General features: G+C 71.6%; 22 protein-coding genes. 21 read left to right on the top strand and 1 reads right to left on the bottom strand.

The window, feature by feature from the left end; genetic code table 11:
- Positions 1-3 precede the first annotated feature (3 nt).
- From SKED_RS15295 to SKED_RS15225, 15 genes are all read left to right on the top strand, one after another.
- Entirely contained in the window at positions 4-564 is a 561-nt protein-coding gene (locus SKED_RS15295; RefSeq protein WP_012868080.1) for a flagellar hook capping FlgD N-terminal domain-containing protein, read from the top strand.
- A 26-nt stretch (positions 565-590) separates the two neighbouring features.
- Positions 591-1775: a flagellar hook protein FlgE gene (locus SKED_RS15290; RefSeq protein ID WP_012868079.1), complete on the top strand. Its 1185-nt coding sequence runs from the start codon at positions 591-593 to the stop codon at positions 1773-1775.
- 268 nt (positions 1776-2043) lie between these two features.
- Complete coding sequence (locus SKED_RS15285) at positions 2044-2319, top strand: flagellar FlbD family protein (RefSeq protein ID WP_042438128.1); 276 nt, start codon at positions 2044-2046, stop codon at positions 2317-2319.
- Positions 2319-3095 (top strand): motility protein A, encoded by a 777-nt coding sequence (locus tag SKED_RS15280; protein ID WP_042438125.1) that lies wholly within the window; start codon positions 2319-2321, stop codon positions 3093-3095. Before SKED_RS15285 ends, SKED_RS15280 begins: the two co-directional genes overlap by 1 nt.
- Positions 3092-3979 (top strand): flagellar motor protein MotB, encoded by an 888-nt coding sequence (locus SKED_RS15275; RefSeq protein WP_012868076.1) that lies wholly within the window; start codon positions 3092-3094, stop codon positions 3977-3979. The genes SKED_RS15280 and SKED_RS15275 overlap by 4 nt, the downstream gene beginning before the upstream one ends.
- 28 nt (positions 3980-4007) lie before the next feature.
- Positions 4008-4493 (top strand): flagellar basal body-associated FliL family protein, encoded by a 486-nt coding sequence (locus tag SKED_RS15270; RefSeq protein ID WP_012868075.1) that lies wholly within the window; start codon positions 4008-4010, stop codon positions 4491-4493.
- Positions 4494-4717: 224 nt separating this feature from the next.
- Entirely contained in the window at positions 4718-5653 is a 936-nt protein-coding gene (locus SKED_RS15265) for a flagellar motor switch protein FliM (RefSeq protein WP_245534574.1), read from the top strand.
- Complete coding sequence (gene fliN, locus SKED_RS15260) at positions 5650-6393, top strand: flagellar motor switch protein FliN (protein WP_012868073.1); 744 nt, start codon at positions 5650-5652, stop codon at positions 6391-6393. The genes SKED_RS15265 and fliN overlap by 4 nt, the downstream gene beginning before the upstream one ends.
- Positions 6393-7040, top strand: a complete 648-nt coding sequence (locus tag SKED_RS15255; RefSeq protein WP_012868072.1) for a flagellar biosynthetic protein FliO — start codon at positions 6393-6395, stop codon at positions 7038-7040. Before fliN ends, SKED_RS15255 begins: the two co-directional genes overlap by 1 nt.
- Complete coding sequence (fliP, locus tag SKED_RS15250; RefSeq protein ID WP_012868071.1) at positions 7037-7888, top strand: flagellar type III secretion system pore protein FliP; 852 nt, start codon at positions 7037-7039, stop codon at positions 7886-7888. Before SKED_RS15255 ends, fliP begins: the two co-directional genes overlap by 4 nt.
- Before the next feature lie 5 nt (positions 7889-7893).
- Positions 7894-8166, top strand: coding sequence for a flagellar biosynthesis protein FliQ (fliQ, locus tag SKED_RS15245; RefSeq protein ID WP_012868070.1), 273 nt, complete (start codon positions 7894-7896; stop codon positions 8164-8166).
- Positions 8167-8169: 3 nt separating this feature from the next.
- Positions 8170-8928 carry a flagellar biosynthetic protein FliR gene (locus SKED_RS15240; protein WP_012868069.1) on the top strand — a complete coding sequence of 253 codons (759 nt, stop codon included), beginning with the start codon at positions 8170-8172 and terminating at the stop codon, positions 8926-8928.
- Positions 8925-10193: an EscU/YscU/HrcU family type III secretion system export apparatus switch protein gene (locus SKED_RS15235; protein ID WP_012868068.1), complete on the top strand. Its 1269-nt coding sequence runs from the start codon at positions 8925-8927 to the stop codon at positions 10191-10193. The genes SKED_RS15240 and SKED_RS15235 overlap by 4 nt, the downstream gene beginning before the upstream one ends.
- Positions 10190-12250 (top strand): flagellar biosynthesis protein FlhA, encoded by a 2061-nt coding sequence (locus SKED_RS15230; RefSeq protein ID WP_012868067.1) that lies wholly within the window; start codon positions 10190-10192, stop codon positions 12248-12250. The genes SKED_RS15235 and SKED_RS15230 overlap by 4 nt, the downstream gene beginning before the upstream one ends.
- A complete protein-coding gene (locus SKED_RS15225) occupies positions 12228-13607 on the top strand; it encodes a hypothetical protein (RefSeq protein ID WP_143755774.1) in 1380 nt (459 codons plus the stop codon). Before SKED_RS15230 ends, SKED_RS15225 begins: the two co-directional genes overlap by 23 nt.
- A 73-nt stretch (positions 13608-13680) precedes the next feature.
- Here SKED_RS15225 and csrA read toward each other — a convergent pair whose 3' ends face one another.
- Positions 13681-13971 (bottom strand): carbon storage regulator CsrA, encoded by a 291-nt coding sequence (gene csrA / locus SKED_RS15220; protein ID WP_012868065.1) that lies wholly within the window; start codon positions 13969-13971, stop codon positions 13681-13683.
- Positions 13972-14225: 254 nt separating this feature from the next.
- Here csrA and SKED_RS15215 point away from each other — a divergent pair, with 254 nt between their 5' ends.
- The 6 genes from SKED_RS15215 to SKED_RS15190 all read left to right on the top strand — a co-directional run bounded on the left by SKED_RS15215 (position 14226) and on the right by SKED_RS15190 (position 23965).
- Positions 14226-16685: a chemotaxis protein CheA gene (locus SKED_RS15215; RefSeq protein WP_012868064.1), complete on the top strand. Its 2460-nt coding sequence runs from the start codon at positions 14226-14228 to the stop codon at positions 16683-16685.
- On the top strand, positions 16685-17104 hold the full coding sequence (locus tag SKED_RS15210) for a chemotaxis protein CheW (protein ID WP_012868063.1): 420 nt from the start codon (positions 16685-16687) through the stop codon (positions 17102-17104). Before SKED_RS15215 ends, SKED_RS15210 begins: the two co-directional genes overlap by 1 nt.
- A gap of 113 nt (positions 17105-17217) precedes the next feature.
- The gene (locus tag SKED_RS15205; protein ID WP_012868062.1) at positions 17218-18906 is read left to right on the top strand and encodes a methyl-accepting chemotaxis protein; all 1689 of its coding nucleotides are present in this window, start codon (positions 17218-17220) and stop codon (positions 18904-18906) included.
- Positions 18907-19159: 253 nt separating this feature from the next.
- Positions 19160-20782 (top strand): methyl-accepting chemotaxis protein, encoded by a 1623-nt coding sequence (locus SKED_RS15200; protein WP_012868061.1) that lies wholly within the window; start codon positions 19160-19162, stop codon positions 20780-20782.
- Between the two features lie 207 nt (positions 20783-20989).
- Positions 20990-22612, top strand: a complete 1623-nt coding sequence (locus tag SKED_RS15195; RefSeq protein WP_012868060.1) for a methyl-accepting chemotaxis protein — start codon at positions 20990-20992, stop codon at positions 22610-22612.
- A gap of 129 nt (positions 22613-22741) precedes the next feature.
- Positions 22742-23965 (top strand): methyl-accepting chemotaxis protein, encoded by a 1224-nt coding sequence (locus tag SKED_RS15190; protein ID WP_012868059.1) that lies wholly within the window; start codon positions 22742-22744, stop codon positions 23963-23965.
- The last annotated feature ends 2 nt before the right edge of the window (positions 23966-23967 follow it).

Raw genomic sequence — 23967 nt, 5'->3', positions numbered from 1 at the left:
CCGATGCCCATCGACACCACCATGACCACCCCGGTCGACACCACGTCCGTCAAGAACGCCCAGGGCCTGTACACCGGGGCCAACGGCGCGAGCACGGCCAAGAAGTCGCTCGACAACGAGACCTTCATGACCCTGCTCGTCGCCCAGCTCAAGTACCAGGACCCGAGCTCGCCGATGGACACGACCGAGATGATGGCGCAGACCACGCAGCTGGCCAGCATGGAGAAGCTCACCACCATGACGGACACCATCGCGGAGAGCTTCGCCCTCCAGATGCGTGACGCGGCGGCCACGCTCCTCGGCAAGCAGGTGAGCTACACCGAGGCCGACGGCACGGTGAAGACCGGCGTCGCCCAGTCCGTCTCCTACAAGTACTCCGTCCCGATGGTCGTCGTGGACGGGGTCGAGGTCACCCTCGACGCCGTGCAGACGGTCCAGGCCGCGGGCAGCGTGCCCGTCGTGCCGCCTGCTCCTGCAGACCCGGCCGACCCGGCCGACCCGGCCGACCCGGCCGACGACACCACCGCACCGGGGACGACCGCCCCCGCCACAGCCTCCGCCTAGTCCGTACCTTCCGAAGGGAACTTCTCATGCTCCGCTCGCTCTTCTCCGGCATCTCCGGGCTCCGCACCCACCAGACCATGCTCGACGTCACCGGCAACAACATCGCCAACGTCAACACCACCGGCTTCAAGGCCTCGCAGACGCAGTTCAAGGACACGCTGTCCCAGGTGCTCACCAACGCCGGTGGCGCACAGGGTGGCGTGGGTGGCACCAACCCGGCGCAGGTCGGCCTCGGCGTCCAGCTCGCCGGTGTCACCACCAACTTCCAGCAGGGTGCCGCGCAGGTCACCAACCGCAGCACCGACATGATGATCTCGGGCGACGGGTTCTTCGTGGTGTCCAAGAACGGCGAGAACTTCTACACCCGCTCGGGTGCGTTCGACTTCGACGCCAACGGCAACCTCGTCACCGCCGAGGGTGCGCTCGTCCAGGGCTGGGCGGCCGTCGACGGCGTCGTCGACCCCAACGGTGCGCTCGCCCCGCTGCGCCTGCCCACCTCGGTGCTCAACCCGGCCAGCGCGACCACCCAGGTCGGCTTCGACGGCAACCTGCCCTCCGACGCGGCCGTCGGCACCGTGCTCAACCGCGACGTCGAGGTCTACGACGCCCTGGGCAACGCCCGGAACATCACCCTCACCTTCACGCAGGCCGCCGGCGCCGCGGGCGCACCCAACCAGTGGCAGCTCACCACCTCCGACGGCGGCGCGGCCCAGCCCGTCGCCTTCAACGCCGACGGCACGCTCGCCTCGCCCGGGACGGTCACCGTCGACGGCGTGGCGGTCTCGCTCGCCGACGTCACCGGCTTCGCGAAGCTCACGAGCATCGAGACCGCGTCCAAGGACGGCCAGCGCGCCGGCAGCCTGCAGTCCTTCACGATCAACGCCGACGGCACGATCATCGGTGCGTTCTCCAACGGCCTCAAATCGCCGGTGGGCCGCATCGCCCTCGGCACCTTCGCGAACCCGGTGGGCCTCGAGAAGGCCGGCGGCTCGCTCTACACGACCACGGTCAACTCGGGCGAGGCCGCGATCGGCACCGCCGGCACCGGCGGCCGCGGCTCGCTCGTCGGCGGCGCGCTCGAGATGTCCAACGTGGACCTCTCCCAGGAGTTCACCAACCTCATCATCGCCCAGCGCGGTTTCCAGGCGAACTCCCGCGTCATCACCACCTCCGACGAGCTCCTCCAGGAGCTCGTCAACCTCAAGCGCTGACGCGCCCCCCCCTGAGGCGGCGCCCCCACCAGGGCGCCGCCTCCCCCCTGCCCAGCCCCCCCGCACCACCCACCCCCGCTCCGCACCGCTGACATGCACGGGACGCGCCCGCGGGGTACCTCCCGGAGCCCCCCGCGGGCGCGCCACGGGCATGAGAGCGGGGGAGCGGGGTGGGCGGAACGCCTCATACCCCGTGGTCACCCGCCGAAGAGTTCTCTGACGGGTTCATGGACGGACCTCTAGCAGCACCCCACGGACGGATGAACAAGTGATAGTCGTGACGCGCCTCAACGGGCCACCCTTCGCGGTCAACCCCGACCTCGTGCAGCGCGTCGACAGCGCGCCCGACACGATCCTCACCCTCGTCGACGGCACCAAGTTCATCGTCCAGGAGAGCATGGCCGAGGTCATCGAGCTCATCAACGAGCACCGCTCGCACATGATCGCCCGCGCCCAGCAGATCCAGCAGGCCGACATCTCCGAGCCCCCGGCGCACCGTCCAGACCTGGCCCTCGTGAAGCAGATCTCAGAGGAGGACTCCTGATGGATCCGGCTACCATGCTCGGCATCGGTATCGCGCTCGGCTCGATCCTCGCGATGATCATCCTCGAGGGCGCCAGCCCGATGGCCGTGCTCCTCCCGGCCCCGATGATCCTCGTGTTCGGCGGGTCCTTCGCCGTGAGCCTGGCCGGCGGGACCCTCAAGGACGCCCTCGGCGGCCTCAAGTCCCTGCCGAAGGCCTTCGTCGGCAAGGCCAAGACCTCGGCCGACTCGATCGAGACCATCGTCAGCCTCGCGGACCGCGCCCGGCGCGAGGGGCTGCTGTCCCTCGAGGACGCGGCGCGCGACATCGACGACGAGTTCCTCCGCAGCGGCCTGCGCTCGGCCATCGACGGCACCGACCCCGAAGACCTGCGCACCCTCCTTGAGGACCGCATCCACTCCAAGCGGGTCTCCGACAAGACGTCGTACAAGTTCTTCCACGACATGGGCGGCTACGCGCCGACCATCGGCATCGTGGGCACCGTGATCTCCCTCGTGCACGTCCTCGAGAACCTCTCGAACCCGGACGAGCTCGGCCACATGATCGCCGCGGCGTTCGTCGCGACCCTCTGGGGGATCCTCTCGGCCAACGTCCTGTGGCTGCCGATCGGCAACCGCCTCAAGCGCCTCTCCGAGCTCGAGTGCAGCCAGATGGAGATCGTCCTCGAGGGCCTCCTCTCCGTCCAGGCCGGTGCCAACCCGCGCCTCGTCGGCGAGCGCCTGCGCAGCCTGCTGCCGCTGAGCGAGCAGCAGCAGAGCGAGAAGGAAGCCGCGTGAGCAGCGGCGGCGGCAAGAAGAAGGGCAAGAAGCAGCTCGAGGAGGAGCACGAGGACAGCGAGCGGTGGCTCGTGAGCTACGCGGACATGATGACCGTCCTCGTCGCCCTCTTCATCGTCCTCTACGCCATCAGCCAGGTCGACGAGGTCAAGTACGACCAGCTGCGCCAGTCGCTCGCCGCAGGCTTCAACGCCCCGCAGGTCTCGATCCTCAGCGACGGCGCGGGCGTGCTCACGGACAACCCCACCGAGGCCGTGGTGCCCGCGGTCGACAAGATCATCCCGTCGACCGTCGACGAGTCCACCTCCGGCGACGGCGGTGACTCGACCGGTGCCGGTGACGCGGCCTCACCGGCCGACATCGCGGCCGCCCGCGTCGAGTACCAGAGCTTCGCCGAGCTCGCCGAGAAGATCGACACGGCGCTCGCCGCCGGGGGCATGGAGGGTGTGGTCCAGTTCCGCATCGACGAGCGCGGGCTCGTCATCGGCATGATCACCGACGAGGTGTTCTTCGCCTCCGAGAGCGCCGTCCTCACCCCGACGTCGCAGGCGGTCGTCGACACCATGACGCCGTTCATGCTGCCGCTGCCGAACGAGATCTCGATCGAGGGCCACGCCGACTCGGTGCCCACCGCCCGGTACGCGTCCAACTGGGAGCTGTCCTCCGACCGTGCGACGCAGGTGCTGCGCCGGATGGTCGAGGCCGACGGCATGCCGCCCACCCGGATCTCCGCCGTCGGCTACGGCGACTCCCGGCCGCTCCAGCCCAACGAGACCGCGGAGGGCCTCACCGCCAACCGCCGCGTCGACCTCGTGGTCCTGAGCGACCAGCCCGAGCGCATCCGCGCTCTCCTGCCCATCGTCCCGACCCTCCCCGAAGGGTGAGCCTCCAGTGCCCATCGAACAGCGTGTGATGAACGCGCCCCAGCGCCCCGGCGCCGCGCAGGCCGGCGGCGGCATCAAGCCCAAGGCCGACGCCGCCGCGCCCGAGGCCGAGCCGAAGAAGAGCAAGAAGAAGCTCTTCGTCATCGTCGGGATCGTCGTGGTGGCCCTCGCGGCTGCCGCCTACTACTTCCTCGTCATGGGCAAGGAGGCCGAGGCCGCAGAGCCCGCCCCCGAGCCCGGCGAGGTCTTCACCGTCGAGGCGATGAGCATCAACCTCGCCGACGGCCACTACCTGCGTCTGGGCCTCGGCCTCCAGCTCACGGCGGAAGCCCACGAGCTGGACGCCGCGAAGGCCCGTGACGCCGCGATCGTCCTCTTCTCCGGCAAGTCCGTGGAAGAGGTCTCCGACCCGGAGTCGCGAGACGCCCTCAAGGGCGAGCTCGCGCACCAGCTCGACGAGCTGTACGAGGGCGAGGTGATGGGCGTCTACCTGACGGACTTCGTCACCCAGTGAGGTGACCAGTGACCGGCACGGATGCCGGTGAGTCGGGGCGCCATGGAGGGCGCCACATGACCCTCGTGCTTCACGTGCGTGCTCTGCGCGCACGTCGAGGGAAGGACCAGCAGCACCCGCACCACGGCGCCCACGAGGGCCGCCGGGGCGCAACCTGAGAACTAGTTTTCACCCGGTGCCTGCTTTTCCTCATACCCGCGCTGCGAGAGCCGATGGTGCTCTTCGTGACGGTCCAGGACAAGGCGCGCCCCGCTGTGCGCCGACAACGCCCAGCCCAGCCCGAGGCGTACGACTTCCGACGCCCCATGACGCTCGCCCGCGAGCACGGACGCGCCTTCGAGATGGCGTTCGAGACCTTCGCCCGCCAGTGGGGCACCCAGCTGACCTCCCGCCTGCGGGTGATGGTCGGCGTGGGGCTCGACGGCGTCGAGATGGTCTCGTACGACGAGTACGTCCGCCGCCTCCCCAACCACACCACGATGGTGCTCTGCAGCATCGAGACCACGCGCTCGACGGCCGTGCTCCAGGTGGCCTCCGAGACCTCGATGCTCTGGGTCGACTACGTGCTCGGCGGACCCGGCCTGGTCCGCGAAGAGCTCCCGCGCGAGCTCACCGAGATCGAGACCACGCTCATCACCGACATGCTGTCGGGGGCCCTGGCCGACCTGCGCTACGCCTTCGTGGCCGTCGTCCCCCTCGACGTGCGCGTCAAGGCGATCCAGTACAACCCGCAGTTCGTGCAGGCCGCCCCGGCCTCGGAGGCCGTGATCGTCGCGACCTTCACCCTCACCGTCGCCGAGCGCCCCACGACCGCGACGCTCATGATCCCGGCCGACGTGCTGCTCGCCCCCATGCGGGCCGGCGAGGGCGTCGTGCAGCGGAGCAAGGACGAGCTGGCCGAGGCCGCCGCCGCGAGCGACCGCCTCCACCGCACGATGAGCACCGTCCCCGTCGACGTGCACGTGCGGATGCGCCCCGTGACGGTCCACCCGCGCGACGTCGTCGACCTCACGGTCGGCGAGGTCATCCACCTGAACCACCCCGTGTCCCGCCCCCTCGACGTGGTGGTGGACGGCATCGTCCTCGCCCACGGGGTCGCAGGGAACAACGGACGCCAACTTGCCTGCAAGATCGTGGACTCTGAAGGAGAAGACCGATGAACACCGCTGACGCTGGAGCCGCCGAGACCACCGAGCTGGTCCGAGCCGCCGCCGAGGCGCTCGCCCGCCTCGTCCCCTCCGACGTGCCGCTCGTCGTCTCGCCGTGCGAGCCGGGCACCGGCCCGGGCGCCGACGAGGTCGCCGTGACCGCGTCGCTCGTGGGCACCCGCAGCGCCGACCTCGCGGTCATCGCGAAGACGGCGATCGAGGAGGCCCTCGCCGGTGCGGGCGCCGGCGCGCTCGTGTCGGTCGCCGACGCGCTCCGCCCGGCCCTCGAGGCCGCGTCCGCGACGCTCGGCGAGGGAGTCCTCGGCGAGGCCCAGATCCGCGACGCCGGCACCGCCTTCGGCGCCGACGACGTGCACGTCTTCGCCCTCGAGGCGGCAGGCGTGGTCCGCGGCTGGTTCGGCCTGCGCCTGCGCGCCGACCAGGACGTCGTGCCCGCAGCACAGGCCGGGGCCGCCGGCACCTCGAAGGGAGCCTCGGTGGGCGACAACCTCCGGCTCCTCTACGACGTCGAGATGACCCTCTCCGCCGAGATCGGCCGCGCCAAGCTGCCCGTCCGCCAGGTGCTCGAGCTCGTCCCCGGCGCCGTCATCGAGCTCGACCGGGTCGCCGGCAGCCCGGCCGACCTCATGGTCAACGGTCGCCTCATCGCCCGCGGCGAGGTCGTCGTCATCGACGAGGACTACGGCCTGCGCATCACCGAGATCGTCGACCTCGCGGAGGCCTCGGCCTGATGGACACCGCCGTCCTCGCACTGCGCACCGTGCTCGCCCTCGTCGTGGTCATCGGCCTCGTCGTGGTCCTGGGCCGGGTGCTCGACGACCGCGCCTCCGGGCGCTCGCAGGACGGCTTCGTCGCTCGCCTCGTCGCACCCCTCAGGGCGCTGGTCCCCGGCGCGTCGCGCCGCCCTGCTGCGCCCCGGCGCCGCCGGCCCGCCGCGGTCATCGGCCTCGTCGGCCGTCAGGCCCTCGGCCCCAAGGCGAGCGTCGCCGTCGTCGACGTCGGCGCCCAGCGCCTCGTCCTCGGCGTGAGCGAGGCCGGCGTCACGCTGCTCACCACGATGGACGCGCCCGTGCCCGAGCCCGAGCCCGAGGAGCTCCCGGCGACGGTGTCGCTGACCAAGGCTCCGCAGCAGGTCTCCGCGACGCCCGCGGCCGCCACGCCGTCGCCCGCCTTCGACGAGGTCTTCGCCGGCATCGTCGGGGCGAGCGAGACCACGGGTGCGAGCACCACCACGGACGCGGCTGCGACCACGACTGCGCCTGCAGCCACCGTCGACCCCGCGCTCGTCCCGGGCCGCTCGGCCGTCGACGGGTCGATCCTGTCGCCGGCGACCTGGCGCCAGGCGGTCAGCGCCGTGCAGACCCGGGCCCGACGGTGAGGGCCGCGGCCCCCCTGAGGCCCTCCCGGCTGCGCCCGCTCGTCCTGACGCTCCTCGTCCTCGTCCTCGCCCTGGTCGGCGCCACCGCGACCACGGTCCTCGCGCCGGTCACGGCGCACGCCGTCGAGCTCGTCGCGGCACCGGGCGACCCGATCGCCCCCGTCGACCCGGTCGCCCCGGCCCCCGGGGTCGTCACCGTCGACCTCGACGGGACCACGACGGCACCCAGCAGCTCGATCGTCGTGCTCCTCGGCATCACGCTGCTGTCCGTGGCGCCGTCGCTGCTGCTCATGATGACGAGCTTCACCAAGATCTTCGTGGTGCTCGCCCTCACCCGGAACGCCCTCGGCCTGCAGGGCGTCCCGCCGAACCAGGTCCTGGCCGGCCTCGCGCTGTTCCTCTCGCTCTTCATCATGGCGCCGATCATCGGCCAGGTGAACGAGCTCGGCGTGCAGCCCTACGTCAACGGCGGGCTCGACTTCGGGGCGGCCGTCGAGGCGGGCTCCGCGCCGCTGCGCGAGTTCATGCTCGGGCAGACGCGCGAGGAGGACATCGCGCTCATGACGCGGGCCGCCGACCAGCCCAACCCGACCGACCCGTCGACCGTCCCGATGCTCACGCTCATCCCGTCCTTCATGCTCTCCGAGCTGCGGGCCGCGTTCATCATCGGCTTCGTCATCTTCATCCCCTTCCTCGTCATCGACCTCGTGGTGTCCGCCTCGCTCATGTCCATGGGCATGATGATGCTCCCGCCGGTGATGATCTCGCTGCCGTTCAAGATCCTCCTGTTCGTCCTCGTGGACGGCTGGGGCATGATCGTCACGGCCCTCGTCGGAAGCTACGGGTAGCGGCCATGGACACCTCGGCAGTCCTCGACATCGGCGTGCAGGGCCTCATCATCGCGGCCAAGCTGTGCGCACCGGTCCTCATCACGGCGCTCGTCGTCGGTTTTGCGGTCTCGCTCCTGCAGTCCATCACCCAGATCCAGGAGGTCACCCTCAGCTTCGTGCCCAAGGCCATCGCGGTCTCACTCGCGCTGCTGATCTCCGGGCACTGGATGATCTCCGAGATGATCTCGTTCACCCACGAGCTCTTCGGCCGCATCCCCGGTCTGCTCGGGGGCTGACCGGTGACCCTCAGCCTCTCCCTCGGCGCGCTCGAGTCCCTCATGCTCGTGGGCGTGCGCATGGTGGCGTTCCTCGTCGTCGCGCCGCCGTTCTCGCACCGCGGCATCCCCGCGACCGTCAAGGTCATGCTGGCGACCGGTCTCGCGCTCGCCGTCTCGCCGCGCGTGGAGAACCTGGTCCCGGACAGCACCGGCGAGTACGTCGTGCTGCTCGTGGGGGAGGCCATCATCGGAGCCGGGCTGGGGTTCCTCGTGGCGGTCGTGTTCTCGGCCGTCCAGTCGGCGGGCGCGCTCATCGACCTCATGGGCGGGTTCTCGCTGGCCCAGGGCTTCGACCCGATGACCCAGGTCAACGGCGCGCAGTTCGCCCGGCTCTACCAGCTGACCGCCGTGGTCATCCTCTTCGCCTCGAACGGCTACCAGATGGTCATCGGCGGGCTCGTCCGGACCTTCGACGCGCTCCCGCTCGGGTCCACCCTCGACCTCGCCCGCCTCGGCGAGGCCCTCACGTCGAGCCTCACGGGCATGTTCCTCGCGACGCTGCAGATCGCCGGGCCGCTCGTGGTCGTGCTGTTCCTCGCCGACGTCGGCCTCGGCCTGCTCACCCGTGTGGCTCCCGCGCTCAACGCCTTCGCGCTCGGCTTCCCGCTGAAGATCTTGCTCACGCTCAGCCTCGCGTCGCTCACCTACCTCGCGATGCCGCGGATCATCGAGTCCCTCACGGGCACGTCCCTCGAGTCGATGCTGGGGGTCACCTCGTGAGCGGGGGAGGTGACTCGGGGGAGAAGACCGAGCAGGCGACACCGAAGCGGATGAAGCAGAACCGCAAGGACGGTGCGCTCCAGCGGTCGCAGGACCTCAGCGCCTGGCTCGGCATCGGCGCCGCCGCGGTCATGCTGCCCGTGGCTCTCGGCCGCGGTGCCGAGGCCGCGGTCGACCAGCTGAGCGCCGTCCGCGAGATCATCTCGAACCCGGACCCGCTCGTGGTCGTCGACCTGCTCGGCACCGGGATGGACTCCATCCTCACGAGCCTCACGCCGCTGCTCGTCGTGGTGGTCCTCGCGGCGGTCGTGGGCAACGTGTCGCAGGGCGGCCTGCACGTCGCGACCAAGAAGCTCAAGCCGAAGTTCGACCACTTCAACCTCGTCAAGGGCATCAAGAACACCTTCGGCGGACAGGCGCTGTGGCAGGGCGTCAAGGCCCTCGCCAAGACCCTCGTCGTCGGGCTCGTGCTCTACATCGCGATCCAGAACCTCATGCCGGTGCTGCTCACCGCGGGCGGCCTGTCCGTCGGCGCGCTGCTGTCGGCGGCGGGCGGCGGCATCCAGGCGCTGCTGTGGAGCGCGGTGGCCGCCGGCATCGCCCTCGCCATCCTCGACCTCGTCGTGGTGATGAAGCGCAACCGCAAGAAGACGCGGATGTCGAAGTACGAGGTCAAGCAGGAGAACAAGCAGTCCGAGGGAGACCCGCAGCTCAAGGGCGCCATCCGCTCCAAGCAGATCGCCATGAGCCGCAACCGCATGATCGCCTCGGTGGGCGACGCCGACGTGGTGCTCGTCAACCCGACGCACGTCGCCGTCGCCCTGAAGTACGAGGCCGGCACCGGCGCACCGCGCGTCGTCGCCAAGGGCGCCGGCCACGTCGCCGCCCGCATCCGCGAGGTCGCGGCCGAGAAGAGCGTCCCGATGATCTCCGACGTGCCGCTGGCCCGTGCCCTGCACGGAGCGTGCGAGATCGGCGAGGAGATCCCCGCCGACCTCTACGCGGCGGTCGCCCAGGTGCTCGCCTTCGTCATGGCCCTCAAGCGCCGGGGCGCCAGCACGGACGGCGTCCGCAGCATGCCGCAGCCGACCATCCCCGAACCACCACCCGGCACCCCGCCGCCCGCACGCCGCACCCGGGCGTCGCGCACGGCGCGCCCGCCGGACGGCGAGGCGCCCACCGCATCGCAGACCAGCACCCAGACCACCACGCAGCCCGACGGCCCCGCACCGGGGACGTCCACCCTCTCGGAGGCCCGAGCATGAAGAACCGCGACCTCGCCAAGCTGGCGGTACCCGTCGGGGTGGTCGGCATCGTGATGCTGCTCGTCATCCCGCTGCCCGCCTGGCTGCTCGACGTGCTCATCGTCGTCAACATCGTCATGTCCCTGGTCATCCTGCTGACGACCATGTACGTGCAGCGACCGCTCGACTTCTCGGTCTTCCCCTCGTTGATCCTCGTCGCGACGCTGTTCCGGCTCGGGCTCAACGTGGCCTCGACCCGCCTCGTGCTCCGTGACGGCTACGCCGGCGAGGTCATCGACGCCTTCGGGCACTTCGTGGTCGGCGGCTCGCTCATCATCGGGCTCGTCATCTTCCTCATCCTCGTGGTGATCCAGTTCGTGGTCATCACCAACGGTGCCGGGCGCGTGGCCGAGGTCGGCGCCCGCTTCACCCTCGACGCGATGCCCGGCAAGCAGATGGCCATCGACGCCGACCTCAACTCCGGGCTCATCACCGAGGACCAGGCGCGCCAGCGCCGCGCGGACGTCGCCGCCGAGGCCGACTTCTACGGTGCGATGGACGGTGGTTCCAAGTTCGTCAAGGGCGACGCGATCGCCGGCATCATCATCACCATCATCAACCTGGTCGGCGGCATCGCGATCGGCATGATGCAGCGCGGCATGGAGGTCGGCGAGGCCGTCGAGACGTACTCGCTGCTCACCATCGGCGACGGGCTCGTCACCCAGATCCCCGCCCTGCTGCTCTCGGTGTCCACCGGTCTCATCGTCACCCGGGCCACCGCCGACTCCGACCTCGGCACCTCGGCGTCCAAGCAGCTCTCGCAGTCCCGCAACTCGCTGCTCATCGCGGGCAGCGCCGCGATCGCCCTCGCGCTCCTGCCCGGCATGCCCAAGCTGCCGTTCATCCTCGTCGGCGCCTGCCTGCTGCTGGGTGCCCAGCGCATCAAGGCGCGCGACGCCAAGATCGCCAAGGACGCCGAGCTCGACGCCGCCATCCGCGAGACCGTCGCCCCGGTGGCCGACACCCCCGAGAAGCTCATCGAGGACATGCGGGTCTCCGCCCTCGAGATCCTGCTCGCGCCCAACCTCGTCGACCTCGTGAGCGCCGGCTCTGACGACGACCTCCTCGCCCGCATCCGGGGCCTGCGCCGCAAGGTGGCCCTCGACCTCGGGATCGTGGTCCCGCCGGTGCGCACCCGCGACTCGGTCGAGCTGCCCGCGTCGACGTACGTGCTGCGCATCTCCGGCGTCGAGGCCGCCCGCGGCGAGGTGCCGCCCGGCCGGGTCCTCGCCCTCGGCGACGACCTCGGCTCGCTGCCCGGCACCGAGGTCCACGAGCCCGTGTTCGGCCTCGCCGGCAAGTGGGTGCCCTCCGAGATGCGCTTCGCCGCCGAGATGACGGGCGCGACCGTCGTCGACCGCGTGTCGGTGCTCATCACGCACCTGTCGAACGTCATCGTCAGCAACGCCGACAGGCTGCTGAGCCGCGAGGACGTCCGCGTGCTCACGGAGGGCGTCAAGCAGGTGAACCCCGCGGTCGTCGACGAGCTCGTGCCGAACCTGCTGACGCTCGGCGAGGTGCAGCGCGTGCTCCAGCGGCTGCTCACCGAGCAGGTCCCGGTCCGCGACCTCGGACGCATCTACGAGGCGCTCACCCTGCGCGCCAAGATCTCGACCGACGCCGAGGGCCTCGTCGAGGCCGCGCGCCTGCAGCTGGCCCCCGCGATCACCGCCGCGCACAGCCACGAGGGCGTGCTCCGGGTCATGACCCTCGAGCCGGTCCTCGAGCAGGCGCTGCTCGAGGGGCTGCGCCCGGGGGAGCAGGGCACCCAGATCCTGCTCGACCCGAACCGCCTCGAGGCCATGCTGCGGTCCTTCGCCGCAGGCCGGGCCGCGGCCGAGAGCCAGGGCGTCGACGTGGTGCTCGTGTGCGCCCCGGCGCTACGCCCCGCGCTGCGCTCCCTCGTGGCCACCCACCACGGCGAGGCCCCCGTGATGTCATACTCCGAGGTCACCGGATCCGGTGTGAAGATCGAGGCTGTGGGGGTTGTCCGCGATGTCGAAGCGATTGCTGCTTGAGGGGACCGACCTCGAGGCCCTCATCGTGCGCGTGCACGGTGAGATCGGCCCCACCGCCAAGGTCGTCAAGGCCGAGCGCGTCCGCACCGGAGGTGTGGCCGGGTTCTTCGCCAAGGAACGCTTCGAGCTGACCGTCGAGGTCCCGGACGAGGTCGCCTACGTCCCTGGTCCGCTCGTCACCCCGGGCAGCCGCGGCAGCCTGGGCAGCACCGGCCCGACGGCGTCCTCCTTCACCGCGGGGCTCGGCACGTCGGGTGACGACGCCGCCCGGCGGGCGGCCGTCGACGAGGGCACGGCCGACGTCCAGCCCGTCGGCATCGACGCGCTGCTCGCGGCCGCCGACGCCGCCGACCGCCACGGCTCTGCCCGCGAGGCCGCGCCCGAGGACGACAGCGTCGCCCCGGTGTCGACCGAGCAGGACAGCTTCGCGTCGATCCTCGACTCGGTGCGCCAGCTCGCCTCGGAGACCCGTCAGGCCGACGAGGCCGCCGCCACCGCTGCCCAGGCCGCGGCGGCGTCGCCGACCCAGCCCGGTCTGGCGGGGAGCCTCCTCGGCACGGTGCCCGCCGCGGCGCCCTTCGGCCAGACGTCCGCACGGCGCAGCAACCCGTGGGCGCGCAAGAGCGCGCCGTCGGGCCCGAGCCCCGTGGTCCTCGACAAGGAGGTCCGCCCCGCGGAGTTCGTCGTCGTGCGCACCACCGGGGCGAGCATCCCCGAGCTCCTCGGCGTCGGGGTCCCCAAGAAGCTGCTCGCCGAGCTCCCGGCCGGGCAGGGGACCTACCCGCTGTCCCAGGTGCTCGCCCGGGTGCCGCGCGCGCCCGCCGTCGTGCGCGAGCCCGCCTCCGTGGTGGTCGTCGCCGGGCAGGGAGAGCAGGTCGTCGAGGCCGCGCGCCTCGTCGCGCGTCGCGTCGGCGTCCCGGACTCCGGCATCGCGCTCGCGGGACGGCTCGACCCGCAGACGGGCTACGGCCCCTGGGTCATCACCGGCATGTCCGCCCGCCGGCTGCGCGCCGCGACCGTGGAGTCCGAGGCGCCGCTCGTCGTCGCGCTCGGGGTCGGCGCGGACGCGTCGGACTGGACCATCGCGTCGTCGCTCGTCGCGTCCTTCGACCCGGACCAGGTGTGGGCCGTCGTCGAGGCCGACCGCAGCCTCGCGGACGCGCGCCGCTGGATGACCGCGGTCGCGCAGCACCGGCCCTTCGACGCCCTCGCGGCCCGCAACGTCTCGGCGACGTCGCAGCCCGCGGCGATCCTCGAGCTCGGCGTCCCGGTGGGCCTGCTCGACGGCTTCCCGGCGAGCGCGCTCGTGTGGGCGGCCCTCCTCGACGAGCACCTCGACGACCCCGCCTGGGACTGAGCGGCAGGGCAGAGCCGGGCAGGCTCGGTCAGGACCCGGCGCGGCCGGGGTGGCCAGCAGGCCAGGCAGCCGCTCAGGCGGGCGAGGAGTCCTCGTCGGCCGGGGTGCTGGGCGTCTCGGTGCTCGTGGGCTTCGCGGCCTGGGAGACCAGGGCGATGAGCGCGGCCTGGGTGTCGTCGTCGACCGTGGTCGCGGCGATGTTGCTGGCCTGGACGGCCTCGACGACCTCGGCGCGGTTGACGCGCATGGACCGGGGGGCGTCGATGCCGATCCGGACGCCGTCCCCGCGGGTGTCGATGATGGTGATGACGATGTCGTCGCCGATGAGGAGCTTCTCCCCGACACGTCGACTCAGCACCAGCATGCTGACGAGACTACCCCAGGGGTTCCCGGCCACGCTGCGAGGTCCACCGCTCGGTGTGCTGCGTGTCGAGGTGTGCCGCGCACGGGCTGCGGCACGGAGCCTCCGTGGCCCGGCCGCCCGGTGCCGTGTGTGCGCCGTCGCCCACGAGTCACCCGGTGGTTGACGGTTCAATCCCTCATACCCGGTCCGTGGCGACCGATCTGTGGATCGTGACGGGTAGAACTATCCGTCCGCGAAGCGGAGGGAGTGCGTCAGTGGACGACATTGACGACATCGTTCGGGAGTTCCTGATCGAGAGCTACGAGAACCTGGACCAGCTGGACCAGGACCTGGTCGCGCTCGAGAGCGCCCCGGGATCGCGTGAGCTGCTCTCGAGCGTCTTCCGCACGATCCACACGATCAAGGGAACCAGCGGGTTCCTGGCGTTCGGCGACCTCGAGAGGGTCGCGCACGTCGGGGAGAGCCTGCTCGTCGAGCTGCGCGACGGACGTCGCCTCATGGACCAGCACACCACCGACGTGCTGCTGCGCATGGTGGACACGATCCGTGACCTGCTCGGTCGCATCGAGTCGACCGGTGGCGAGGCCGGCATCGAGGTCGACGACGTCATCGCGGTGATCCAGCGCGCGCTGGACGGCGAGGACGAGGTGGAGACCGCGCCCGAGGCCGCAGCCGAGAGCACCGTGCCCGAGGCAGCCGCGCCCGAGGTCGGCCAGCCCACGGCCGAGGACCTCGCGGCAGCAGCCGTCGCCGCGGCCGCACCGCTGGCAGCCGCCGCGGCCTCGGCCGCAGCGGACGAGGCTGTCGCGGCGGTCCTCGCCGCGACGGACGCCCAGGACGGCGACCGGGCCGTGAGCGCTGCGGCGTCTGCCGCTGCTGTCACGGCAGCCGTCGTCGCCGCCGCGCCCACCACGCCGGTGGCTCCTGCGGCGACGCCCGCCCCGGCGCGCCCGGCAGCCCCCGAGGCCACCGAGTCCGTGGCCTCGCGCGGGACGAGCGAGTCCTCGATCCGCGTGGACGTCGACCTGCTCGACGACCTCATGCGCCAGGTCGGCGAGCTCGTGCTCGTCCGCAACCAGATCGCCCAGCTCGCCGGGTTCGACTCCGACGCCGAGCTGACGCGCTCCTCGCAGCGCCTGAGCCTCATCGCCTCCGAGCTGCAGGAAGGGGTCATGAAGACCCGCATGCAGCCGATCGACCACATCTGGTCCAAGATGCCGCGCATCGTGCGCGACCTCGCGGCCGCCTGCGCCCGTGAGGTGCGCCTGGAGATGGTCGGCGGGGACACCGAGCTCGACCGCTCGCTCCTCGAGTCCGTCAAGGACCCGCTGACGCACCTCGTGCGCAACGCGGTCGACCACGGCATCGAGTCGCCCGCGACCCGCACCGCCTCGGGCAAGCCCTCGACCGGTGTCCTGACCCTGCGCGCCTACCACGCCGGTGGGCAGGTCATGGTCGAGGTCCGCGACGACGGCGCGGGCATCGACCCGCAGAAGGTCGCCGCCAAGGCGCTCGAGCGTGGCCTCAAGACGGCCGAGCAGCTCGACGCGATGGCCACGAGCGACATCCTCAACCTCGTGTTCCTCCCCGGGTTCTCGACCGCCGCAGCCGTCACCAACGTGTCCGGCCGCGGTGTCGGCATGGACGTGGTCCGCTCGAACATCGAGTCCATCGGCGGGGCCGTCGAGGTCGAGAGCGAGGTGGGTCGCGGCACCACGTGGCGCCTGCGCATCCCGCTGACCCTCGCGATCATGCCAGCGCTCACGGTGCGCTCAGGCTCCGAGATCTACGCGATCCCGCAGGTCAACCTGCAGGAGCTCGTCGCCCTCGACACGCAGAAGACGCAGGAAGCCATCGAGCACATCGGCTCGGCCGAGGTGTACCGCCTCCGCGGGTCGCTGCTGCCGCTCGTGCGCCTCAGCGACGTCATGGGCCAGACGCGCGGCGACGGGGACTCCGCGGTCATCGCGGTCCTCCAGGCCGACAACCAGCGCTTCGGGCTCGTCGTCGACCGCGTCCTCAACAACGAGGAGATCGTCGTCAAGCCGCTCGCGGCCCAGCTCAAGACGATCGGCATCTACGCCGGGGCGACGCTCATGGGCGACGGCCAGGTCGCGCTCATCCTCGACGTGCAGGCCATCGCACGCCGCTCGCTCTCGGGCGAGGTCGCCGACCTCGACCACCGCGCGGCCGTCGAGAAGACGGTCTCGGCCGGCGAGGTCACCGAGCTGCTGGTCGTCGGGATCGGGTCGGGCCGTCGTGTCGCGGTCCCGCTCGCGATGGTCACGCGCCTCGAGCTCGTCGCCCAGGACCGCCTCGAGCTCGTCGGCGGCCACGAGGTCATCCAGTACCGCGACGCGATCGTCCCGGTCTCGCGCCTGGCGCGTGCCCTCGGGTCCTTCGAGGAGCCGACCGAGGAGATCCCGCTGGTGGTCTTCACCCGCGGCGAGCGCACCGTGGCCATGGTGGTCTCGGAGATCGTCGAGATCGTGTCCGACGCGGGCGCCGAGCGCAGCACCGTCGACGACATCGGCCTGCTCGGGTCGATCGTCCTCTCGGGACGCGTCACCGAGCTGCTCGACGTGCCGACGGCGCTGCTGCAGGCCGACCCGCGCTTCTACGACGGCGACCCGGTGCACGGCGCCGACGGTCTGGACCAGGTCGGGGCCACCGGCCTCGGCTATGCGCACGACGCAGAGATGGTGGGAGTCTGATGTCGACCCAGTACGTGACGTTCCGCATCGGCGAGGCGCTCTACGGCGTCGAGGTCATGCGGATCTCGGAGACGCTCGGGCACCACGCCCGCACACCCGTCCCGCTCGCCCCGGTCGGCATCGCCGGCCTGGTGAACCTGCGCGGACAGGTGGTCATGACGGTCGACCTGCGCCCGCGGCTCGGCCTCGAGGCCCTGGCGGCCGACGCCGAGTCGATGATGGTGGTCGTCGAGGTCGCAGACGACTCGATCAGCCTGCTCGTCGACGAGGTGGGCGAGGTGCTCACCCTCGACGAGGAGCAGTTCGAGTCGCCCCCGGAGACGCTCGGTGCTCAGAGCCGTGAGCTCATCACCGGCGCCTTCAAGCTCGACCAGGGGCTGCTGCTGACGCTCGACGTCGACGCCGCCCTCGCCGCCTGAGGCGAGGGCCAGCACCACCGCACGACCCAGCACCTGACCGCTGCTGACCGCACACGGGCCGACGAGGGTCTCTCTCGGCCCGACGGCACGCCCGTCGACCCGGAAGAGGCACCATGACCGCCCTGACGTCCGACCACCGCGAGACCGAGACCCCTGAGGGGCCCCTCGAGACCGACGCTCCCGCCGCCGCTGAGCCCGCCGCTCAGCGGCGCGGGGCGGGGGTCCGCGGGGTGCGCCTCGGCCTGATGCAGCGCATCGGGGCGATCATCGGCGCCTTCGTGCTCGTCATCGTCATCATCGGTGCGGTCGCGGTGACCACCACCCGGTCCATCTCGGACGACGCGAACCAGCTCGCGGTCGTCCAGTCGGACATCGTGGTGCCGCTCAACAAGATCCACCAGGGCCAGCTCAAGGCGCGGCTCATCGTCGCGCAGATCGCCGCGGCGTCGAGCCAGAACCGGGTCAACGAGTGGCTCGACAAGCAGGCCGAGAACGACGACGAGACGGACGTGGCGATCGCCGAGCTCCGCGCGGCGCTGTTCCAGGACGGCTCCAGCGCGATCGTCGGGATCGACAAGTTCCTCGAGTGGCGCGACGTGCGCGACGCCCAGATCATCCCCGCCGCCCGTTCGGTCGACCGCACCAAGTACGAGGCGATCATCACGCGGGTGTCCCAGCCGCTCATCGACGAGTACCTCGTCGACCTCGACGCGGGCGCGGCGGAGACCGAGGCATACAGCACCGGGCTGGCCGACACGGCCCGTTCCACGGGAAACTCCGGCCTGGTCGTCATCATCGTCGTGAGCCTCCTCGGGATCGCGGCCGGGGCCACCACCGGGATCCTCATCGCCCGGGCGATCACCCGGTCGACGGTCGCCGTGCAGCGGTCGCTCGAGGCGCTCGCCGAGGGCGACCTCACGGTCGAGCCGCACGTCACGTCGCGCGACGAGATCGGTGCGATGGCGAGCGCGCTCGTCACCGCGCAGCGCAGCCTGCGCGACGTGCTCGGCGGGGTGGCCGACTCGGCCCGCAACGTCTCGGACGCGGCGCAGGACATGCGCGCCGGGGCCACCCAGGTGACGACCGGCTCGGAGGAGTCGAGCGCGCAGATCGGCGTGGTCGCCGCCGCGGCGGAGCAGGTCTCCCGCAACGTCCAGACGGTCGCCGCGGGCGCCGAGCAGATGGGCGCGTCCATCCGCGAGATCGCCACCAACGCCAACGAGGCCGCGAAGGTCGCGCACTCCGCGACGACCGTGGCCGCTGCCACGAACGACACGGTCGCCAAGCTCGGCACCTCGAGCCAGGAGATCGGCGCGGTCGTCAAGGTCATCACGAGCATCGCGGAGCAGACCAACCTGCTCGCCCTCAACGCGACCATCGAGGCTGCCCGTGCCGGCGAGGCCGGCAAGGGCTTCGCGGTCGTGGCCTCCGAGGTCAAGGACCTCGCCCAGGAGACCGCCAAGGCGACCGAGGACATCGCCCGGCGCGTCGAGGCGATCCAGGTCGACACCCGCTCGGCCGTCGACGCCATCGCCGAGATCTCGTCGATCATCGCGAGCATCAACGACTACCAGCTGACCATCGCCTCGGCGGTCGAGGAGCAGACCGCCACGACCAACGAGATGTCGCGCTCGGTGACCGAGGCCGCCACCGGCTCGGGCGAGATCGCGTCCAACGCGGCCGGCGTCGCGCAGACCGCCGAGGTCTCGAACATCGCGATCGCCGACCTCGGCGGTCGTGTCGACGACCTCGCCGGGATCGCGTCGGAGCTCCACTCGAAGGTCTCGACCTTCCGGTACTGACGGCAGCCGACCGGCGCGACCGGCACCTCACCGGGTGTCTGCGCAGGTCAAGGCACACGAGGCCCCTCCGCGCGGACGACGGAGGGGCCTCGTCGTGCGTCCGGGGCCGGTCACGCCCGTCCAGCCCGGGCACGAGGCGGGTGTGAGGTGCGCCGCCGACCCTTCATCTTCCGCAGGATCCTGCCGATGAGAGGGGTGCCCGGCGCCGAGCGCGTCGCGCGCTCCCGCCACGTCCCCCTGCCACAGGAGCACCATGTCTGCGCCCTCGCCCGCCCACCCGTCTGCCCCGAGCCCGGCGCCTCGCCGTCGTCGTCTCGCCGACCTGCCGGTCGCCGTCCGCATCGGGCTCGGCTTCGGGATCGTGATCCTGCTGACCGCGATGATCACCACGGTCGGCGCGCAGCGGATCCTCACCCTCGACCAGCAGACGCAGACCCTCAACCGCGAGGCCATCGCCCCGCAGGCCGACCTCAACAGCGTCCAGCGCTGGTTCCAGGCGAGCCGCGCCCGGGTGCTCGAGTACGGCATGAGCACCCCCGAGGACCAGGTGACGGTCCTCCAGGAGATGGAGGGCTTCGACACCGACGCCCTCGCGAGCATGGCGGCCTACGAGCCCTACGTCCTCGACGACGCGGCCTTCGCGGCGCTGACCGACGCCTACAGCCGCTACCAGGCGGCCTTCCAGGTCATCGCGCCGTTCGCCGAGGACGGGGCGATCGAGTACCACGACGCCTACCTCGAGCAGGTACGACCGATCACCTCCGAGGTGACCACCGCCCTCCAGGAGATCATCGACGCGGTCGACGAGAGCGCCGCGCAGTCGGTCGCCGAGTCCACCTCGACCGCCCGTACCGCGATCGTCTCGATGATCGTCGCCGGCATCGTCGCAGCGCTGCTCGCCGCCCTCGTCGCGGTCACCCTCGTCCGCTCGATCGTCGGCAACCTGCGCAAGGTGCAGTCCACCATCGTCGCGCTCGGCGACGGCGACCTCACGCACCCCACCGGTGTCGACTCGCGCGACGAGCTCGGGCAGATGGCCGGGTCGCTGACCACCGCCCAGACCAACCTGCGCGAGCTCGTGTCGGGCGTCGTCGCGACGGCCGGGACCGTCGCGGCGGCCGCCGAGGAGATGTCGGCCTCGACCACCCAGGTCGCCGCCGGCTCGGAGGAGACCAGCGTCCAGGCGGGCGTGGTCGCGGCAGCCGCCGAGCAGGTGTCCCGCAACGTCCAGACGGTCGCGGCGGGCGCCGAGCAGATGGGCGCGTCGATCCGGGAGATCTCGCAGAACGCCAACGAGGCCGCCCGCGCGTCGAACGAGGCGGTCGAGCAGTCCGAGCGCACCCGCGCGACGGTCGTCGAGCTCGGCACCTCGAGCCAGGAGATCGGCGCGGTCGTCAAGGTCATCACGAGCATCGCGGAGCAGACCAACCTGCTCGCCCTCAACGCGACCATCGAGGCTGCCCGTGCCGGCGAGGCCGGCAAGGGCTTCGCGGTGGTGGCCTCCGAGGTCAAGGACCTCGCAGCCGAGTCCGCCCGCGCCGCGGAGGACATCGCGCGACGGATCGACGTGAACCGCACCCAGACGGAGTCCGCGGTCGCGGCGATCTCCGGCATCGGCGAGATCATCGCCACCATCAACGACTACCAGCTGACCATCGCGTCGGCGGTCGAGGAGCAGACGGCCACGACCACCGAGATGTCGCGCTCGGTCACCGAGGCGGCCACCGGGTCGGGTGAGATCGCGCAGAACATCGTCGGGGTCGCGACTGCCGCCGGGACGGCGTCCGACGTCGTCGCCCAGATGGGCACGGCGGTCCAGGAGCTCGCCATGATGTCGTCTGACCTGCGCGAACGGGTCGCGCGCTTCGTCTACTGACGCACCCGGCGCGCGCGGCGGCCCCGGGGGGAGCCGTCGCGCACGCCGCGGAGCCGCGGTCCGGCCCGCCGCGCACGGCGCTCCGGGGTCGCAGACCCCTCAGCAACCGCGACCTGCGGCCGATGAGAGGTGCGCTGGCCGTCGTGAGAGATACAGACGGCCGCAGGGGGAGCGAGCCGGTACCACCCGTCTGCCCCAGGAGCACCCATGACCGCCGTGAAGACCCGTCCGCGCTACGACCTGCGCGCCAAGATCCTGTCCGTCGGTGCCGTGGGCATGCTCGTCGCCGTGGCGGTCGCCTCCGCCGGCTGGGCCGGGCTCACGTCCTCGCAGGACTCCAACGACCAGATCGTCCGCCTCGACGCGCTCCGCCTGCAGGTGGCCGAGGTCTCCCGCTACAACTCCGACGTCTCGGGCTGGCAGGTCGCCTACGCGTGGGACGCGAGCACCCTGGGCCCGCAGGCCGCCGTCGCACCCGACTCCGGCAACAGGGCAGGGTTCCTCACCTCGATCGGGGAGCTCCGCTCCCTCCTCGACGCGGTCGACACGGAGAGCATGACGCCCACCGAGCTCGCGACCTTCGAGGACATCACCTCCAGCTGGGACGCCTTCGAGGCCGTCGACGACCAGGTCGTCGCGCTGTACGAGGACGGGACCGAGGCCTCGAAGGTCGAGGCAGACGCGCTGGTCGTGGGCGCCGGGTACGAGCAGTACTACGCGATCACGAGCCAGACGGCCGAGCTCGGCGAGTCCCTCACCGGGCGCGCGGACGCCCTCCACGACGACATGTCGAGCGCCCGGACCCGCAACGGCGCGATCGTCGTCGCCGCCGTCCTGCTCGGGCTGGCCGTCGTCGTCACGCTGAGCCTGGCCCTCGGCCGCCGCGTGAAGCGGTCCGCCCACGAGGTCAACGAGGCCCTCGACGCCCTCGCGGTCGGCGACCTCACCCGGATCCCCGACGTCTCGAGCGCCGACGAGATCGGCGACATGGCACGGTCCCTCGGGGACGCGCAGCGCTCGATCGCCGCGCTGCTCGCCGGGGTCGTCGGCTCGAGCGACGTCCTCGCCTCCGCCGCGGAGCACCTCGCCTCCTCCAGCTCCCAGGTCGCCGCAGGTGCCGAGGAGACGAGCGCGCAGGCCGGCGTCGTCGCCGCCGCGGCCGAGCAGGTCTCGCGCAACGTGCAGACCGTCGCCGCCGGCGCGGAGGAGATGGGCGCGTCGATCCGTGAGATCGCGACCAACGCCAACGAGGCCGCGAAGGTCGCCGGGCAGGCGGTCGAGTTCTCGACCGCCACAGCCGCCGCCATCAACGACCTCGGCGAGACGTCGCGGGAGATCGGGTCGGTGGTCAAGGTGATCACGAGCATCGCGGAGCAGACGAACCTGCTGGCCCTGAACGCGACGATCGAGGCGGCCCGTGCCGGCGAGGCCGGCAAGGGCTTCGCGGTGGTGGCCTCGGAGGTCAAGGACCTGGCTGCGGAGTCGGGTCGGGCTGCGGAGGACATCGCGCGGCGGATCACGCAGGTGCAGGAGCAGACGACGTCCGCGGTCGCGGCGATCGGTGAGATCTCGTCGATCATCGCGAGCATCAACGACTACCAGCTGACCATCGCCTCGGCGGTCGAGGAGCAGACCGCCACGACCAACGAGATGTCGCGCTCGGTGACCGAGGCGGCGACCGGGGCCGGCGAGATCGCCGCGAACATCACCGGTGTCGCCGCGGCCGCGGCCGAGTCGACCGTCACCGTGGGGCAGATGACCGAGACCGTCGACGGGCTCGCCCAGACCTCGGCGGAGCTGCGCACGCAGGTCCGGACCTTCACGGTCTGAGGGCGAGACTCCCCGCCGCAGATGCTCCTCGGGTCCTCTCACACATGGCACGCGCGTGCCGATAGGGAGAGAAGCCGTCCGGGCCGCGCAGTCCTGCGCGGCCCCGTCACACAGCAGGAGTTGAGAACGATGCAGTGGTTCTGGAACCGTCCCGTCGGCGTGAAGTTCTCGGCACCGCTGGTGCTCATGGGGGCGGTCTTCGCGGTCGTCGGCGGGCTCGGTGCCCTGGCCCTGCGCAGCGCGGCGTCGAGCCTGCGGGCCGTGTCGGCCGAGGCCGACCCCGTCGCCGCGGCAGAGCTCGCGACCGCCGCCGAGCAGGAGGCGACGCGCACGCTCGCCGTGCTCGCCGTCGCCTTCGTCATCGGCGCGATCTGCTGCACCGTCCTCACGGTCGCGGTCAACGCCCGGGTCCGTCGCAGCATCGAGATGCTGCGCGGCTCGATCGACCAGCTCGCCGCCGGCGACCTCACGCACCCCGCCGTCCACGTCGACTCCGACGAGGTCGGCTCGATCGTCGACTCCTTCGAGATCGCCCGCGGCGAGCTGCGCGGCACCCTCACCCAGGTCGCCCTCGCGGCCGGGTCGGTGGCCAGCAAGGCCGACGACCTCGCCGCAGCCAACACGCAGGTGGCCGGGGGCGTCAGCCAGACCAGCACCCAGGCGGGCGTCGCCGCGACGGCTGCCGAGCAGGTCTCGCGCAACGTGCAGACCGTCGCCGCCGGAGCCGAGCAGATGGGCGCGTCGATCCGTGAGATCGCGACCAACGCCAACGACGCCGCGAAGGTCGCGAGCCAGGCCGTCACCTTCTCCAACTCGACCGCGGCGACCGTCGGTGCGCTCGGCGAGACGTCGCGGGAGATCGGGTCGGTGGTCAAGGTGATCACGAGCATCGCGGAGCAGACGAACCTGCTGGCGCTGAACGCGACGATCGAGGCGGCCCGTGCGGGTGAGGCGGGCAAGGGCTTCGCGGTGGTGGCCTCGGAGGTCAAGGACCTGGCTGCGGAGTCGGGTCGGGCTGCGGAGGACATCGCGCGGCGGATCACGCAGGTGCAGGAGCAGACGACGTCCGCGGTCGCGGCGATCGGTGAGATCTCGTCGATCATCGCGAGCATCAACGACTACCAGCTGACCATCGCCTCGGCGGTCGAGGAGCAGACCGCCACGACCAACGAGATGACCCGCTCCGTCAGCGACGCCGCTGCCGGGGCCTCTGAGATCTCCGCGACGATCACCGACGTCGCCGAGTCCGCGCACACCTCCTCCGGTGTGCTCACTGCCGTCGGCGGCACGGTCACCGAGCTCGCCGACCTCTCCGGGGACCTCCGGTCCCAGGTGTCCCACTTCACGATCTGAGG

Source organism: Sanguibacter keddieii DSM 10542, assembly GCF_000024925.1.
In the GTDB taxonomy this organism is placed as follows: Bacteria; Actinomycetota; Actinomycetes; order Actinomycetales; family Cellulomonadaceae; genus Sanguibacter; species Sanguibacter keddieii.
The sequence above is the reverse complement of the archived record's forward strand: the minus strand, read 5'-3'. Positions and strand labels throughout refer to the sequence as shown.